Raw genomic sequence first — 15,754 nt, forward strand, 5'->3', positions numbered from 1 at the left:
GCGTGATCAGTGCCACCCGGCCGGCCGGTCGTTCTGCCGTGAGCGGATTCGCCCTGAGGGGAATCGCTGGGTTTCGACACGCCCTGTGAGAGAAGGTGTGAGACGTAGAAGAGCGGATGCGAAAGGGTTGACCCCATGAGTGTTGAACCGACCATGCGCGGCGGCGGCGCGTCCTTCGACGACCAGGTCTTCGAGCGTCTGCTCCGGGAGCGGATCATCTTCCTCGGCAGCGAGGTCAACGACGAGGTGACCAACCGGATCTGCGCGCAGATGCTGCTGCTCGCCTCGGAGGACCCGGAGCGCGACATCGCGCTGTACATCAACTCCCCCGGTGGCTCGATCAGCGCCGGGATGGCGGTGTACGACACCATGCAGTACATCAAGAACGACGTGGCCACCATCGCGATGGGCATGGCCGCCTCGATGGGTCAGTTCCTGCTCTGCGCCGGCACCCCCGGCAAGCGGTACGCGCTGCCCCACGCCCGGGTGATGATGCACCAGCTCTCCGGCGGCATCGGCGGCACCGCGGCGGACATCGCCATCCAGGCCGAGAGCATGCTGCACATCAAGACGGTGATGAACGAGCGGATCGCCTTCCACACCGGGCACACCCCGGAGGAGATCGAGCGCGACTCGGACCGGGACCGCTGGTTCACCGCCCAGCAGGCCCAGGAGTACGGCATCGTCGACCACGTGATCAGCAAGGCCTCCGACGTGAACGCGGTCTCGTCGCTGGTCTGACGCCCGGTTTCCACCCGAGGGATGCACAGTCTTGTGCATCCCTCGTGTCGTTCTCCGGCGGGCCGGGTATGTAACCGGGTCACGACGACCCCGAGATCCCCCGCCAAAGGAGGTGCTGACGTGAGGATTCCCACCTTCTCGCGTGCGGCCACGACCGAGACCGCCGAGACGACCCGGGTTCCGGTGCAGCCCCGCCGGGACGACGACACCACGCAGGACATCACCCGGCCGCGGACCAGCACGGTCACCCCGCCGACCGAGGCGCAGCGCAAGCCGGTCCCGGTCGGCCGCCCGGCCGAGGCACCGGCCCGGCCCGCGCCGGCCGATTCGCCGGCCGGCTCGCCGGCCGCGAAGCCCACGCCGGCGGCCACGACCCGCCGGCCGCGGGCCAGCCTGCTCGCCACGCTCGGCCTGATCGCCGCGGTGGCCGGCATCGCACTGGTGCTCTCCGGCCCGCTGGCCGGCTGGGGCATCGGCGTCGCCGGGCTCGGCCTGGTCCTCTCGCTGGCCGGCCTGAGCGCCACCCGCAAGCAGCACGTGGCCGGCAAGACCGACGCGCTGATCGGCCTGCTGGTCTCGCTCGGCGCGATCGCGCTCGGCGTGCTCGCCCTGACCGGCTCGCTGAGCTGGCTGGGCACCGACACCCAGCCGGCGTCGGATCTGCGCGAGTGGCTTGACGCACAGTTTGCGAACCGCTTCTGACGGGTACCTGACATTTACCGGCAGCGATACGCTGACCGGCACCCCTCGGAACCGGGACGACCTCCTCGTCGGCCCGCCCCGAAATCCTCCGGCGGTTCGCCGGTCGGATCCGGCGGTTCGCCGGACAGCCGCACGGGCGCCCGGGAGTGACGTGAGAACGTCGCTCCCGGGCGCCCGTGTGGCATGTGCGCAACGATTCGCCGCGGCCCCCGGTGATCACGCAACGATCCTGCGCGGTACGCATGGTCGAACCAGAGCGGGTGAAACCTTCTCACCCCTACCGTTTCCTGCATGACCGCCAAGCGCTATCTGATGTGCCGGCCCACCCACTTCGCCGTCACCTACCGGATCAACCCGTGGATGGACCCGACCGCGCCGTACGACAACGCGCTCGCCGTCTCCCAGTGGGAGAACCTGCGTCGGGTCTTCCTCGACCTCGGTCACACCGTCGACCTGATCGAGCCGCTGCCCGGCCTGCCGGACATGGTGTTCGCCGCGAACGGCGGGACGATCATCGACGGCCGCGCGCTGGGCGTGCAGTTCCGGGACGCCGAGCGGGCCGACGAGGCCCCGGCGTACGCCGCCTGGTTCCGGGAGAACGGCTTCGAGGTGACCATGCCGAAGCACGACAACGAGGGCGAGGGCGACATCCTGCTGGCCGGCGAGCTGCTGCTGGCCGGCACCGGGTTCCGCACCGCGCACGCGTCGCACGCCGAGACCCAGGAGTTCCTCCGTCGTCCGGTGGTCACGCTGCAGCTGGTCGACCCGGCGTACTACCACCTGGACACCGCGCTCTGCGTGCTGGACGAGCGGAACATCGCGTACCTGCCGTCGGCCTTCTCGCCCGGCTCGCAGGCCGTCCTCCGGCAGCTCTTCCCGGACGCGATCATCGCGACCCCGGAGGACGCCGCCGTGCTCGGCCTCAACGCGGTCAGCGACGGTCGTAACGTGGTGCTGCCGGTCCAGGCCACCCACCTGACCGAGGAACTGCGCAAGGCCGGTTACCACCCGATCGGGGTGGACGTCTCCGAGCTGCGCAAGGCCGGTGGCGGACCCAAGTGCTGCACGCTGGAGGTGCGCTCGTGACGACCGTGGAATTCCGTACCCCGGAGGCGCTGGCCGCCGCCGAGCGCTGGACCGCGCACAACTACCACCCGCTGCCGGTCGTGGTGGCCGAGGCCGAGGGCGCCTGGGTCACCGACGTGGACGGCCGCCGCTACCTGGACATGCTGGCCGGCTACTCGGCGCTGAACTTCGGGCACCGGCACCCCGGCCTGATCGCCGCCGCGCACGCCCAGCTGGACCGGCTCACGCTGACCAGCCGCGCGTTCGTGCACGACCAGTTCGCCACGTTCTGCCGGGGCCTGGCCGAGCTGTGCGGCAAGGACCTGGTGCTGCCGATGAACACCGGCGCCGAGGCGGTGGAGACCGCGATCAAGGTGGCCCGCAAGTGGGGTTACCAGGTCAAGGGCGTGCCGGACGGGCAGGCCGAGATCATCGTGGCGGACGGCAACTTCCACGGCCGGACCACCACCATCGTCAGCTTCTCCACCGACCCGGAGGCGCGGGCCGACTTCGGGCCGTACACGCCCGGCTTCGTGGTGGTCCCCTACGGCGACGCCGAGGCGCTGGCCGCGGCGATCACGCCGAACACGGTGGCGGTGCTGCTCGAGCCGATCCAGGGCGAGGGCGGCGTGCTGATCCCGCCGGCCGGCTACTTCGCCGCCGTCCGCGAGGCCTGCACCGCGCACAACGTGCTGATGGTGGCCGACGAGATCCAGTCCGGCCTGGGGCGGACCGGGAAGACCTTCGCGATCGAGCACGAGGGCGTCGTCCCGGACATGTACGTGCTCGGCAAGGCGCTCGGCGGCGGCATCGTGCCGGTCTCCGCGGTCGCCGCGAACCGGGACGTGCTGGGCGTGCTGAAGCCCGGCGAGCACGGCTCCACCTTCGGCGGCAACGCGCTGGCCTGCGCGGTCGGCGGCGCGGTCGTCGAACTGCTCGGCACCGGCGAGTTCCAGGAGCGGTCGGCGCGGCTCGGGGCCCGGCTGCAGGCCGGCCTGGAGGCGCTGATCGGCAAGGGCCTGGTCGCGGTCCGCTGCCGCGGGCTGTGGGCCGGCGTCGACATCGACCCGGCGCTGATGACCGGCCGGCAGGCGTGCGAGCGGCTGGCCGAGCGCGGCGTGCTGGCCAAGGACACCCACGGCTCGACGATCCGTCTCGCGCCGCCGCTGGTCATCACCCAGGAGGACCTGGACCACGCGGTCGCTCAGCTCGCCGCGGTCCTGTCCGCCTGACCGCCGGGGGCCTCCTCGCTGCCGCGATGTCGCCCCGACCCGTGCGGTTGCTTTTCCGGTACGACCCGCGGCCCTGTGGCAATCGGCTCGCGAGGCCCGGCCCCCGCACGACCGCACCGCGTGTCGTGCGGGTCCGCCGGCCGACCGCACCCGCACAACCGCACGGCCTGTCGTGCGGGTCCGCCGGCAGACCAGCCCCGCACCACCGCACGGCCTGTCGTGCGGTCCGCCGGCAGACTGGACCCGCACGACCGCACGGCGTGTCGTTTCCGCGGGCCGATCGCGAGGCCCGGCCCGCGCACGACCGCACCGCGACTCACGGTCCCCGGCTGGCTCTCACGGGTCTTTCACCGCGGTCGAGACACCCGCGAGAGCCAGCCGGGAGCGGGAGTGCGGCCGGGACGGTGACCGACGTCGGGCGTCGCGGCGCTCTTGGGGTTTCGGTGACCACCCGCGGACAGTGCAGGGTGGGCTGATCGCTCTAGATCAGCCCGCCCGGCCCGCGCTACTTAAAGAGAATTTGGTGTACGACCGCGGCCCGGCCAGGCTTGGTCGAGGTGATCGGTAGGGTGCTCAGGCCCGCGCTGCCCACTCATATGGCGGGGTGTGGCTCTCTCCCGGCTTGGACCCTGCCGGTCACCGTGGCGCGGAGTGGCTGAAGAGGGGTTTGCCCAGCTGTAAGTAGCGTTGCCCTCCCGCTGGTGTGGTTCTGCCGCGACGACGGGAAGGTCAACGGGTACATGGGTCAGCTGATCATTGGAGTCGATCCGCACAAGCGGTCCGCGACGATCGAGATCATCAACGAGCGTGAACAGGTGCTGGCCCGTGGCAGGTACGGCACCGACACCGGTGGCTACCAGCAGATGCTCGCCGCCGGCCGCCGTCACGCCGGCCGGGTGTGGGCGGTCGAGGGCTGTAACGGCATCGGCCGGCACCTGGCCCAGCGGCTGGTCGCCGACGGCGAAACCGTGCTGGACGTCCCGGCGAAACTCGCCGCGAAAGCCCGCAACTTTGACACCGGGCACGGCCGTAAAACCGACGGTCACGACGCGCACCACATCGCGGTGACCGCCCTGCGCACCCCGGGCCTGCGCCGCGTTCACGCCGACGGCGCCACCGTCGCGCTGCGGCTGCTGGCCGACCGCCGCGACCAGCTCGGTGTCGCCCGCACCGAGACCATCAACCGGCTGCACCAGCTACTGCTCGAACTGATCCCCGGCGGCGCGAAGAAGAACCTGACCACCGACCAGGCCCGCACCCTGCTCGAACGCGTCAGCGTCCCGGCCGGCGACATCGTCACCGCCACCCGCTATCAGCTGGCCGGCGACCTGGCCGACGAGCTCACCACCCTGGACACCAAGATCAAAGCAGCCAACCGGCAGCTGAAGACCGTGCTGGCCGCCACCGGCACCCAGCTGACCAGCCTCAACGGCATCGGCCCCTCCGGCGCCGCCCGCCTGCTCGGCGACATCGGCGACATCAGCCGCTTCCCGACCCGCGGGCACTTCGCCACCTGGAACGGCACCGCCCCCATCGACGTGTCCTCCGGCGACAACCATCATCACCGGCTCAACCGGGCCGGGAACCGGCGCATCAACCGGGTCCTGCACATCATGGCCATCACCCAGCTCCGCTTCGACACCCCCGGCCGCGCCTACTACCAGCGCAAACGCGCCGAAGGCAAAACCGCGATGGAAGCCATGCGAGCGTTGAAACGACGCCTGTCCGACACCGTCTACCGCCAAATGATCAAAGACGACCACACGGCACAACAGACAGCGACGGGTCCGGGAGGACACACGGGGGCGACTCTGAACTCCAGCGCGGCCGACCCAAACCCCAAGATCGACACTTCGGAAAAGTCACAACCCGGACCCGCCAACCACCACCCTAAAACACCCCTCACACCAACCCCTTGACAGAGGGGTGCCGGGAGCATGCGATCCGCACCCGAGCGGGCCTGCGTCGATGAAGATCTTGAAGTGATCCTCAGGGTGCGGAGGTCACCGGCCGACCGGGCGGATCGCCATGGTCGGGGCCTCGGCCATCACCGACTGCGGCTGGATGACGCCGCCGTTGTTCCACAGCTTGGCGCGGCCCACGTGCACGCCCGCGTACAGCTCGACGATGTCTTCCGGTGCGAGCATCCGGCTCTCGTCGCGGTGCAGGGTGATCCGCTGGTCGTCGTCGGGGGTGCCGCCCGGGCGCACGCCGGTGCCGTTGGTGCTGATGTCCTTCACGGTGATCTCGCCGGCCCGCAGCGCGAACCGGACGTGCCCGCGGCTGATCCACTTGCGAGCGTCCTGGGTGAGCCACTGGCCGAGCATCACCCCGCCGCCGCCCTCGGGCGCCCGGCCGACCACCACCGGCTGGTCCTCGGAGACGGTGAACCGCTGCCGGATCACCCCGTCGATGCGCACCGAGAGCACCTCGGTGGCCGGGCGCGGACCGGCGTCCTTGAGCCGCTCGCCGTGCCGCGGGCAGGTCGGCACGCCGGCGCGCAGGGCGGGCGGCGGCTGCGCCACCGGGCTGGTGAAGGTGCGCATGTCGGCGAACGGGCTGTCCGAGTCGCCGCCGGTGCCGAACGTGGTGCAGTTGAAGTCGGGGCACTTCCAGATCCGGGCGAGCAACCGCTCGCCCAGCGGCGACCGCGGCGTCGGCGGGACCGCCTCGCCCCGGCCCACCCGGGCCACCAGCGTCGGGCCGCCCTGCTGGGACACCAGGGCGAGCAGCCGGCCGGGCTCGGCCACCCACGGGCGGCTGGCGCGGAACCGGTCCTCGCGGTCGCGGGTGAGCACCGGCAGGCCGAGCATCTCGGCCACCTCCAGCACCCGGTCCTCCATCTGCGGCACCACCTCGACCTTGCCGTCGTCGGCCCAGCGGCGGACCACCATCCGCTCGTTCGAGGTGAGGTCGGTGTCGGAGAGAAGGCCGCGCGGGGCGATCACGTAGACCGGGACGTTCTCCTCGGCGACGTAGCGGCCGAGGGCGTCGACCAGCAGGCCGAGCCGGACCAGGCTGGCCGGGCGCCCGCCGTCGAGGTCGGCGTAGCGCACCACCTCCGACAGATCGACCACGGCCCGGGCGAGAGCCGGGTCCGTGGTGAGCCGGGCCTCGATGGCGTCGAGGACCTTGCTGACCTCGAATCTCACGAGTCCTCCCCCTGTCCTGCGTGCACGGAATACTCCGACTCATCATGCCCCGGCCATGATCTGGGCGGCGAACCGGGCGGACGTCCCGCCATGGTTTGCCCGCGGGTGTCCGTTTGCCGGTTCCCACGTTCGGGAAATCCGCTATCGACAGGCGTTGACGAGAAGGAGAGACGATCATGCGGACACCCCGGCTCGCCGGACTCGGCCTCGCGGCGGCCACGGCCACGTTCGCGGTGGTCGGCTGCGCCTCGCAGAGCACCCCGGCGGCCTCCGGCTCCAGCGCCCCGCCCGCGTCGGTGGCGCCCTCGACCAGCGCCGACCCGGTCGCGGTGCAGAAGCTGTCGGACGCGGCCACCGCGCTCGGCAACACCAGCTTCACGATGACGATGACCAGCGGCGCCGGCTTCCAGCTGACCGCGCACCTGGACGCGCCGCACGGCACCGGGAACGCGGAGATGACCGCCAAGGGCGCGAACACCGCGCTGACCGTCAAGACGCTGCTGTTCGGCCAGGACCTGTACGCGCAGATCCCCGGCGTCACCCAGGGCAGCACCTGGACCCACCTGGACATGGCCCGGCTGCCGGACGGCGCGAACATCGGCCTCAAGCCCGGCCAGATCGACCCGGCGAACACCGCCGAGCTGCTCCGGGCCACCACCGACGTGACCCGGAGCGGGGAGAGCTCGTACGCCGGGACGCTGGATCTGACCAAGGCGGCCGGCGTGGCCGGGATCAGCAAGGTCACCGTCGACGGGTACGGCGCGGACGCGCAGCGGGTCCCGTTCGAGGCCACCCTGGACGAGCAGGACCGGCTGGAGCAGCTCACCCTGCGACTGCCGGCGGTGGACAACCGGGAGAGCCAGCCCCTGGTGATCAAGTACAGCGATTACGGCAAGGCGGTGACCGCGGAGCGCCCGGCGGCCGGCCAGGTCACCGAGGCGCCGGCCAGCGTCTACCAGGCGCTGGGCGGCAAGTAAGGGTCTCAGCCGGCGCCGCGGTCGATCCACAGTGGCCGTGGCGCCGGCTTGTTCTCCTCGATCCACCCGTCGATCCGCGCCCACCAGGAATACAGCCAGTCGATCCGCTCCCGCTCGCCGGCCGGCACCTCCTCCGGTGGCACGCTCCAGAACCGCATCACCAGGCGCTTGTCCATCGGCAGCTCGCGCCACACGTCGCCGACCGTGATCATCCGGTCCAGGCCGGTGTGCGCCACGAAGATCACCCCGGCGTCCGGGGCGGCGTCGATCGCGGCGAGCAGTCCGCCCGGTTTCGGGGGCAGCAGGTTCCGCAGATTTTCCGCCTTGACCGCCATCTCCTCCAGGCCGCTGGCCCGCAGCCGGGCGATCGCGGTCAGCTTGCGGCGCGGGGTGAAGTTGCCGCCCTCCGGGAAGATCACGAAGGCGTCGTTCTCGTCCAGGCCGGTGGCCAGGTCGCCGATCTGCTCCTCGAGCGTCGCGGTGGTGGTCCGGCCCGGTGTGATGAACCTGTTCGGCAGGCGGTTGAGCAGCACGTCGACCGCCGGGTCCCACTGCAGCGCGGCCTTCAGCACGATCCGCGGCTCCCGGGCGAACCAGTTGACCAGGGCGTGGATCAGGGTGAACGAGTCACCCGGCCCGGCGTGCCGGCTCACCACGATCTCCGGCCGGCCCGGCTGGGCGGTGTCCGGGTCGGTGCCGACCACGTCGATCGCCAGGTGCAGCGACCAGCGGGCCACCCAGAACAGGCTGCGCAGGAACCAGCCGGTCACCACGTAGTGCGCGCGCTGGAAGACCGGGCCGCGGATCCACCGCCCGCACCCCGAGGCCAGCCAGAGCACGGCCAGCGTGAGCAGCGCGGCGGCGTCCCACACCAGGTAGACGATCAGCAGGAAGACCAGCCGGGGCACCCGCAGCCGGCCGGGGACCAGCGGGGACACCGCCAGCGCGAAGAGCAGCCAGATCGGCAGGGTGGTGAGCAACGTCACGGCGAGCAGCACGACGGCCGGGGCGATCACCAGGCGGCGCACCCAGACCGGCGGCAATCCCATGTCAGCGGCCGCCCGGCTCCGGCAGCGGGTGCACGTTGGCGGTCAGGTAGCGCCGGGAAGCGGTGTAGGCCCGGCTGATCCGGCGGCCGACCAGGGCCATGTCCCGATAGGCCCAGGGCGAGTCGTCGCCGCTCTCGCCGCCGCTGGGCAGCACGTGCACCCGGACGCCGTCGGGCAGCGAGGACATGTCCCGGGCGAACCGGTGCCGGCGGGCGATCTCGAACGCCACCTGTGCCACCTCCCACGGCCGTCTCGGCACGCTGAGCCGCCGCTCCACCCGGCCGACCTGGAGCACGAAGATGAGCCGCGCGCCGAGCCGGACCGCTTCACTGATCGGGATCGAGTTTACGATCCCGCCGTCCACGAAGTGCTCCCCGCCGATCTCCATCGGCGGCAGCAGCCCGGGCACCGCGGACGAGGCGAGCACCGCGTCGACCAGCGGCCCGCTGTCGAACCAGTGCTCGGCGGCCCGCTCGATGCTGGCCGCGCAGCAGTGGAACGGCACCTTCAGATCGGCGAAGGTGACGCCCTCGCCCAGCTCGCCCTCCAGCAGCCGGCGCAGCGGGAGCGGCGAGTGCAGGTGGGTGCGGGCCGCGAAGCGGCGCATCTGCCGGCCGATCGAGTCGCCGTAGACGGCCGCCGCCTCCGGGGACATCCAGAGCCGGACCAGCCGGTCGGTGACCGCCTCGCCCGGCTCGGCGGAGACCAGGGCGCCGTTCACCGCGCCGATCGACGTGCCGACCACCAGGTCCGGCCGGAAGCCGGCCCGGAACAGCGCCCGAAGCATGCCCACCTCGACCGCCCCGAGCACGCCACCGCCGCCGAGCACGAACGCCACCGGACCGTCGACCATGTGGTCCATGCTGTCACGGTGCCGGCGGGCTTGCCTTGACGCCGGTGTCAAGCCGTAGCGTCGGCCGCATGCTGCTGATCGGAGAGCTGGCGGAGCTGGCCGGGACGAGTCCGCGGACGCTGCGCTACTACGAGGAGCACGGGCTGGTCCGGGCCACCCGGGACGCGAACGGCTACCGGCAGTACGACGACGCCGAGCTGCGCGTGGTGCACGAGATCCGCACCCTGCTGGCGTCCGGCTTCGGCCTGGACGACATCCGGCCGTTCGTCGCCTGCCTGCGGGCCGGCAACAGCGCCGGCCACGTCTGCCCGGACTCGGTCGCGGTGCTCCGCCGCAAGATCGCCGAGGTGGACGACTACCTCGGCCAGCTCACCGAGGTCCGCGAGCGGCTGCACGACCAACTGAGCCAAGCCCTCGAGCACCGGGAGACGCGATGCCGGACGACGCCCTGATCACCATCACCGACGCCACCTTCGACGAGCTGGTCCGCCAGTCCCGGCTGCCGGTGGTGGTCGACTTCTGGGCGCAGTGGTGCCCGCCCTGCGGCCCGATGTCCCGGCTGCTGGCCGAGCTGGCCCCGGAGTTCGCCGGGCAGCTGGTGATCGGCACGCTGGACGCCGACGAGAACCCGGTCGCCGCGCGCGCCCACCGGGTGCTGGCCATGCCGACCCTGCTGTTCTTCCGGGACGGCGTGGTCACCGGCTCGATCGTCGGCGCGCGGCCGAAGTCGGTGCTGCGCTCGGCGCTGGCCGGCGCTGTGACGCCGTACGCGAATCGCTGAGAACGCGGGGCCGGACAGACGCTAGTCCAGCTCGGGCATCGCCACCGGCTGGGGCCGGGGGTGGCAGGTGCCGCACTGCACGGCGTCCTCCACCACCAGCGCCTCGGCCCGGTCCCGGGCCACCGACCGGGTGATCTCCAGCAGGTACGGCCCGAACCGGGCGTGCTCCACGCACACGCCCCGCCCGCAGAACCGGCAGGTGGCGCGCGCCCGGTCGGCGCAGAACCAGCACAGCATCCGAGCCCCTCCCTGGGCTAACCCGGTCCGGTCGTGCCGCCCGGCGCCGAGGTGGTCTCCTGCGGCGCCGTCGTGGTGGTCGGCGCCCCGGTCGGTGTCGACGCGGTGGTCGTCGGCGTCCCGGTCGGCGCCGTGGTGGTGGTCGTCGGCCTGGTGGTCGGCTTGGTGGTCGGCTTCTTGGTGGGCTTGGCGGTCCGGGTGGTCTGCCCGTTCGGCGTGGTGGTCTCGTCCGGCGTCGGTGTGGGGCTGCTGCTCGACGACGGCGAGGCGCTCGGCGACGCGCTGCTCGGGCTCGCGCTCGGCGCGCTGGTCACCGGCACGGCCGTCTCGGACGGGAACGGCGCCTCGGACGCGTCGTCGCCCTCGCTCACCGCCGGCGGGCTGACCTTGACCCCGTCGCCGCAGCCCAGGTCGCCGCCGACCGGTTCACTGGCCACCCCGCCGGCGGTCACCGTGCCGTTGGCCACCGTGATCGACGCCAGATCGACCGAGTACCAGGCCTTGCCGGTGTTCGTCACGTCGCCCTGGACCCGGCCGATGGTCAGGCCGAGCGGCTGGTACGCCCCGCTGGTGCCGGCCGTCGCGGCGAGCACCCGCCCGCTCTCCAGGCTCAGCCGCCCGGACGGGGCCGGCTCCCGGCCGGACGCCACCGCGGCCCCGGTCAGGGTGATCCGGGCGCCCGGGCAGAGCAGCACCGCGCCGCCGCCCGGGAAGGTGAGCCGGGCCCGGCTCTTGCCGGGCGCCTCGATCTGCGTGCCGGCGCTCAGGTAGCGCTGGTCGCCGACCTCCAGGGTGGCCGCGCCGCTGCCGCCCGCGGTGGCCACCGCGGTGCCCCGGTCGACGGTGAGCAGCGCCCGCTCGGTCGGCATCTCCGCCCAGGCCGGGCCGGTGCCCAGGTCCAGCACCAGGCCACCGGCGGTGACCACGACCAGCAGGCTGACGAAGACCCACATCCGCTTCTCGAAGTGCCGGTCCACGTCGAACTCGTCGTCGCCCTCCGGCGGCGGGCCGGGCGGCACCGCCAGCGGCGGGTGCACCGCGCCGGGCCGGACCGCGAGCGGGGCGCCGGGCCGGACGCTCGGCATCGGCGCGCCGGGCCGGGCCACCATGCCGATCAGCGGCGGCAGGTCGGAGGCGTCCGGGATGATCCACAGCCGGACCGGGGTCCGGGTCTGCGCCACCATGCCCGGGTTGCCGTCGCCGACCGGGCCGACCAGCGTGCCGCGGCGCAGCTCGGTGCCGTCCGCCATGGCGATCACGCCGGACTCGACCACCACCGCGTGGGTCGGGCCGTGCAGCATCACCGGGGCCCCCGGGTCCAGGTCGACCGGGTGGGCCGCGGCGATCAGCGCGAGCTGCTGGTCCTCCTCCAGCCCGGCCAGCGCCGGGGTGTCGGCGAACAGCGCCTCGGCCTCGGCCCGCTCCATCGGCGGCGGGCCGGGCAGTGGCCCGATCACCGTGGCCACCGTCGAGGCGGGCACGCTGAGCAGGGTGGCGCCGCCGGCCGCGTGCCAGTCCAGGGTGGCGCTGCGCCCGGTGAGCGCGGCGGCCAGGCCGACCACGCTGCCCGGGCCGGCGTGGTGCCGGATGCTGCCGCCCGGGTCGCCGGGCCGGCGGCCGTGCAGGGCGCCCTCGACCACCACGTGGACCGTGTGCTGCTGCTCGGCGGCCAGGACCAGCTGGCGGCCGGTCGGCGGGTGCTCCCAGCGGGCCCGGGCGGCCAGCGACTGCAGCGCCGGCTCGGGCAGCCCGCCCAGGTCGGACGCGTAGAGCGCGGCCAGCCGGCGGGGCATGTCCTTCTCCTGGTCCCGCTCGGCGGCGCGCTGCCGCCACCGGCGCCAGCCGCCGGCGAGCCGGCCGAGCAGGAAGTAGAGCGGCGGGGCGGTGAGGCCGAGCAGCATCACGGCGAGCAGCAGGCGGGCGGCGACCCCCTCGTACCAGAGGCCGAGCACCAGGCCGTGCACCCGGTCGGTCCACAGGCGGTAGCCCAGCACCACGGCGGCGGCCAGCCAGAAGAGGGCGAGCAGGCCGTAGAGCGCGATCAGCCGGCCCTCCCGGTCCAGGGTGGACCAGCGCGGGCCGCGCCGGCGCAGCCGGCCACCCAGCCAGGACAGGCCACGGGCCCGCAGGTCGGGAATCTCCAGCCAGTCCATCAGCAGGTACTGCCCGTCGAGCGGGAGCAGCGGGCTGAGGTTGAAGAAGGCGTGCAGGTAGAACAGGAAGGCCAGCTGGAAGGCGAGGCCGCCGGTGGCCGGCACGGCCAGCCCGATCAGCTGCACCAGGCCGGCCAGGGCCAGCCCGGTGGCCGGCCCGGCGGCGGTGACCGCGATCCGGGCCCGCCGGCCGGCCATCCAGACGTCGCTGGTGTCGACGAAGACGGTGGGCAGGCCGAAGTGCAGCATCAGCCCGGCGGACGGCACCTCGCGGCCGACCCGCTTGGCGGCGAGCGCGTGGCCGAGCTCGTAGAGACCGTGGGCGACCACGTTGAGTGACAACAGGGCGATGGCACCGAGTAGGTAGGAGTCACCCGTCAGGAACAGTGCCTGGCTGCCCCGCTGCCAGGTGCCCAGGAACAGCACCGCGCCGGCCAGCGCCAGCAGCGTGCCGAGCCAGACCGCCGGGCGGGTGAAGAGCAGCTTGCCGACGCTGTTGTAGAGGCCGGCGAGCGCGCCGTCGGCGGGCACCGAGAGAACCCGGCGGCCGCGCACCGCGGCCAGCAGCGAGCCGCCGACCCGCTGCGGCAGCGGCGGCCGGTCCAGCTCGCGCAGCGGGCGGAAGGCGTCCCCCGGCAGGTCCTCCAGCATCCGGTTGCCGGCCAGGTCGGCGACCACCCGGCGGACCTGGTCCGGGGCGAGCCGGCCGGCGATCCGGGCGAACTCGGCGACCAGCCTGGCCACCGTGCTGGCGCCGTCCATCATCAGGGCCAGCTGGTACTCCTCCGGGGTGAGCCGGAGGTAGCGGCTGCGGCCGCCGTCCTCGGGCGAGCGGAGCATCACGTACCGCCCGCCGCGCGCCGTGCTGCGGTGCCGGACCTCGATCCCGCCACGCAGCTCGGGGCGGGCGCTGGCCGGGTTCAGCCGGTCGGCGACGGCGTGCCAGAGTCCGGCGTCGGCGGGGCCCGCCGGGACTCCCGGGGCCCGGCCGGCCAGGGCTTCCCAGACACTCGTCCGGGTTTCGACGTACGTCAACTCGCTGGGCCTCTCACTCCGCCGAAGCGAAACCGCGCCACCGGCAGGGAGCTGCCGACGGCGAAAGGAGATTAGAAGGAAGCCTGGGCAAACGCGAGTCCCCGCCGACGAAACCTAGCCGTTCGTCAGGAAAGTCCAGAATCACGGCATAGATAGGAATACGGCGGGTGACGTGCCCACCCCTGGTCACGTCACCGGCCGTAGCGAAAGGAGCGGTGGCTTACTGGGACTCTTGGAGAGTCACGGTCACCGACTTGGCGGCGCCGTTCCGGGTGAAGTCGATGGTCATCTTCTGCCCCACCGAGCCGGCCTGCACGGCGGCGACCAGGTCGTCGGACTCGGCGATCTCCTTGCCGTCGACCTTGGTGATCACATCGCCTTTCTGCAGGTCGGCCTTGGCCGCGGCGCTGCTCGGCACCACCGAGCTGACCAGGGCGCCGCCGTTCTCCGCGTTGGTCACGCTGACCCCGAGCGCCGGGTGGCTGACCTTCTTGCCGGCCATCAGCGCCTTGGCCACCTCCATCGCCTTGTTGCTCGGGATGGAGAAGCCCAGGCCGATGTTGCCGGAGCTGGAGCCGGAGGTGGCGATCGCCGAGTTGATCCCGATCACCTCACCGTTGGTGTTGACCAGCGCGCCGCCGGAGTTGCCCGGGTTGATCGGGGCGTCGGTCTGCAGCAGGCCGGTCATCGTGGTGGTGCCCGACTGCTGCTGCTGCTGTTGCGAGCCGCCGAACGGGTCCTGCCCCTGGCCCCGCTGGTCGTCCTCGCTGCCGGACTCGATGGTGCGGTCCTTGGCGCTGATGATGCCGGCGGTCACCGAGCCCTCCAGGCCCAGCGGGCTGCCGAGCGCCAGCACGGTGTCGCCGACCTCCATCTTCGAGCTGTCGCCGAACTTCGCGGCCTTCAGGTCGCTCACCCCGGAGGCCTTGACCACGGCCAGGTCGGTACGCGGGTCGGTGCCGACGATGGTGGCGGTGGCCTTCTTGCCGTCCGCGAAGATGATGTTCACGGTGTTGCCGGTGGCGCTGGCGACCACGTGGTTGTTGGTCACGATGTAGCCGTCGGCGCTGAGGATCACGCCGGAGCCCTCGCCGGACCCGGTGGTGATCGACACGACGCTGTCCTGCACCGCGGAGGCGATCTGGGCCAGCGACGAACGGTCCACCACCCGGGTGACCGACGAGTTGCCGGTCTGGATGGCCGGGGTGCCGCTGTCGTCGTGCAGCGCCAGCGCGGTGGCCGCGCCGACCCCGCCGGAGAGCAGCGCGACCAGCACCGCGGCCGCGCCGGCCAGGGCGAACTTGCGCCCGCGGCCATTGCGGGGCGGCTCGCCGGTGGGCGGCTGGGCCCACACCGGCACCACGCCCTCCGGGGTGGTGTGCTGCTGGTAGTGCCCGAAACCGGGCTGCTGGGGCTGGCCATAGGGCTGGTAGCCGCCGGAGACCGGGACCGCGGAGACCGGCTGCTGCCACGGCGACTGCGGCGGCTGGGGCGGCGGGGCGGCCTGGTGGTAGCCGGTGGGCTGGTAGCCCTGGGGCTGCGCCCACGGGCTGTGCGGCGGCTGCGGGCCGGCCGGCGGCGCGGGATGCGCCGGGTGCGTGACACCCGAGGTGGGGGCCGCGGACTGGTGAGCGGCGACGTGCGGGGCAACCGGCGGCTGCGCGGCAGTCGGCTGCTCAGACTCCACCCGCTCCGTGCTGCTGTGCTCAGCGCCGGCGTCCGCGGGCCGCGGGTTGGTCTCGTTCTCGTTCATGTTTCTTACTCTGCCCCGTGCGAC

At 72.8% G+C, this 15,754-nt stretch carries 14 protein-coding genes; 8 read left to right on the forward strand and 6 right to left on the reverse strand.

Going from position 1 to position 15,754, the window contains the following annotated elements:
• Nucleotides 1–135: 135 nt before the first annotated feature.
• The 5 genes from BJY16_RS03500 to BJY16_RS03520 all read left to right on the forward strand — a co-directional run bounded on the left by BJY16_RS03500 (nucleotide 136) and on the right by BJY16_RS03520 (nucleotide 5,659).
• On the forward strand, nucleotides 136–741 hold the full coding sequence (locus BJY16_RS03500) for an ATP-dependent Clp protease proteolytic subunit (RefSeq protein ID WP_185037684.1): 606 nt from the start codon (nucleotides 136–138) through the stop codon (nucleotides 739–741).
• A gap of 120 nt (nucleotides 742–861) precedes the next feature.
• The gene (locus BJY16_RS03505) at nucleotides 862–1,443 is read left to right on the forward strand and encodes a hypothetical protein (RefSeq protein WP_185037685.1); all 582 of its coding nucleotides are present in this window, start codon (nucleotides 862–864) and stop codon (nucleotides 1,441–1,443) included.
• Between the two features lie 291 nt (nucleotides 1,444–1,734).
• Nucleotides 1,735–2,529: a dimethylargininase gene (gene ddaH, locus BJY16_RS03510; protein WP_185037686.1), complete on the forward strand. Its 795-nt coding sequence runs from the start codon at nucleotides 1,735–1,737 to the stop codon at nucleotides 2,527–2,529.
• The gene (gene rocD / locus BJY16_RS03515) at nucleotides 2,526–3,740 is read left to right on the forward strand and encodes an ornithine--oxo-acid transaminase (protein ID WP_185037687.1); all 1,215 of its coding nucleotides are present in this window, start codon (nucleotides 2,526–2,528) and stop codon (nucleotides 3,738–3,740) included. Before ddaH ends, rocD begins: the two co-directional genes overlap by 4 nt.
• Before the next feature lie 701 nt (nucleotides 3,741–4,441).
• Entirely contained in the window at nucleotides 4,442–5,659 is a 1,218-nt protein-coding gene (locus BJY16_RS03520) for an IS110 family RNA-guided transposase (RefSeq protein WP_311775285.1), read from the forward strand.
• Nucleotides 5,660–5,743: 84 nt separating this feature from the next.
• Here the strand turns inward: BJY16_RS03520 and BJY16_RS03525 are convergent, their stop codons facing one another.
• Nucleotides 5,744–6,892, reverse strand: coding sequence for an FHA domain-containing protein (locus BJY16_RS03525; RefSeq protein WP_185037688.1), 1,149 nt, complete (start codon nucleotides 6,890–6,892; stop codon nucleotides 5,744–5,746).
• 176 nt (nucleotides 6,893–7,068) lie between these two features.
• Here BJY16_RS03525 and BJY16_RS03530 point away from each other — a divergent pair, with 176 nt between their 5' ends.
• Nucleotides 7,069–7,869: an SCO4651 family lipoprotein gene (locus tag BJY16_RS03530; RefSeq protein ID WP_185037689.1), complete on the forward strand. Its 801-nt coding sequence runs from the start codon at nucleotides 7,069–7,071 to the stop codon at nucleotides 7,867–7,869.
• Between the two features lie 5 nt (nucleotides 7,870–7,874).
• Here the strand turns inward: BJY16_RS03530 and BJY16_RS03535 are convergent, their stop codons facing one another.
• Nucleotides 7,875–8,918 carry a 1-acyl-sn-glycerol-3-phosphate acyltransferase gene (locus BJY16_RS03535; protein WP_185037690.1) on the reverse strand — a complete coding sequence of 348 codons (1,044 nt, stop codon included), beginning with the start codon at nucleotides 8,916–8,918 and terminating at the stop codon, nucleotides 7,875–7,877.
• Nucleotide 8,919: 1 nt separating this feature from the next.
• A complete protein-coding gene (locus BJY16_RS03540; protein ID WP_185046245.1) occupies nucleotides 8,920–9,771 on the reverse strand; it encodes a patatin-like phospholipase family protein in 852 nt (283 codons plus the stop codon).
• Nucleotides 9,772–9,839: 68 nt separating this feature from the next.
• Between BJY16_RS03540 and BJY16_RS03545 the strand changes: the two genes are divergently transcribed.
• Nucleotides 9,840–10,223: a MerR family transcriptional regulator gene (locus BJY16_RS03545; protein WP_239178049.1), complete on the forward strand. Its 384-nt coding sequence runs from the start codon at nucleotides 9,840–9,842 to the stop codon at nucleotides 10,221–10,223.
• Nucleotides 10,205–10,552: a thioredoxin family protein gene (locus tag BJY16_RS03550; RefSeq protein WP_185037691.1), complete on the forward strand. Its 348-nt coding sequence runs from the start codon at nucleotides 10,205–10,207 to the stop codon at nucleotides 10,550–10,552. The genes BJY16_RS03545 and BJY16_RS03550 overlap by 19 nt, the downstream gene beginning before the upstream one ends.
• Nucleotides 10,553–10,573: 21 nt before the next feature.
• Here the strand turns inward: BJY16_RS03550 and BJY16_RS03555 are convergent, their stop codons facing one another.
• From BJY16_RS03555 to BJY16_RS03565, 3 genes are all read right to left on the reverse strand, one after another.
• Nucleotides 10,574–10,789: a hypothetical protein gene (locus tag BJY16_RS03555; RefSeq protein WP_185037692.1), complete on the reverse strand. Its 216-nt coding sequence runs from the start codon at nucleotides 10,787–10,789 to the stop codon at nucleotides 10,574–10,576.
• A 17-nt stretch (nucleotides 10,790–10,806) separates the two neighbouring features.
• A complete protein-coding gene (locus tag BJY16_RS03560; protein ID WP_185037693.1) occupies nucleotides 10,807–13,977 on the reverse strand; it encodes a cyclic nucleotide-binding protein in 3,171 nt (1,056 codons plus the stop codon).
• A 220-nt stretch (nucleotides 13,978–14,197) separates the two neighbouring features.
• Entirely contained in the window at nucleotides 14,198–15,730 is a 1,533-nt protein-coding gene (locus BJY16_RS03565) for a S1C family serine protease (protein ID WP_185037694.1), read from the reverse strand.
• Nucleotides 15,731–15,754 lie beyond the last annotated feature (24 nt).

Source organism: Actinoplanes octamycinicus (genome assembly GCF_014205225.1).
Lineage (GTDB): Bacteria > Actinomycetota > Actinomycetes > Mycobacteriales > Micromonosporaceae > Actinoplanes > Actinoplanes octamycinicus.

What these genes read in the sequence shown, in the direction of transcription:
- BJY16_RS03500 (WP_185037684.1), top strand. Translation starts at nt 136, where the DNA reads ATGAGTGTTGAACCGACCATGCGCGGCGGCGGCGCGTCCTTCGACGAC.
- ddaH (WP_185037686.1), top strand. Translation starts at nt 1,735, where the DNA reads ATGACCGCCAAGCGCTATCTGATGTGCCGGCCCACCCACTTCGCCGTC.
- BJY16_RS03530 (WP_185037689.1), top strand. Translation starts at nt 7,069, where the DNA reads ATGCGGACACCCCGGCTCGCCGGACTCGGCCTCGCGGCGGCCACGGCC.
- BJY16_RS03535 (WP_185037690.1), bottom strand. Translation starts at nt 8,918, where the DNA reads ATGGGATTGCCGCCGGTCTGGGTGCGCCGCCTGGTGATCGCCCCGGCC.
- BJY16_RS03540 (WP_185046245.1), bottom strand. Translation starts at nt 9,771, where the DNA reads ATGGTCGACGGTCCGGTGGCGTTCGTGCTCGGCGGCGGTGGCGTGCTC.
- BJY16_RS03545 (WP_239178049.1), top strand. Translation starts at nt 9,840, where the DNA reads ATGCTGCTGATCGGAGAGCTGGCGGAGCTGGCCGGGACGAGTCCGCGG.
- BJY16_RS03550 (WP_185037691.1), top strand. Translation starts at nt 10,205, where the DNA reads ATGCCGGACGACGCCCTGATCACCATCACCGACGCCACCTTCGACGAG.
- BJY16_RS03555 (WP_185037692.1), bottom strand. Translation starts at nt 10,789, where the DNA reads ATGCTGTGCTGGTTCTGCGCCGACCGGGCGCGCGCCACCTGCCGGTTC.
- BJY16_RS03565 (WP_185037694.1), bottom strand. Translation starts at nt 15,730, where the DNA reads ATGAACGAGAACGAGACCAACCCGCGGCCCGCGGACGCCGGCGCTGAG.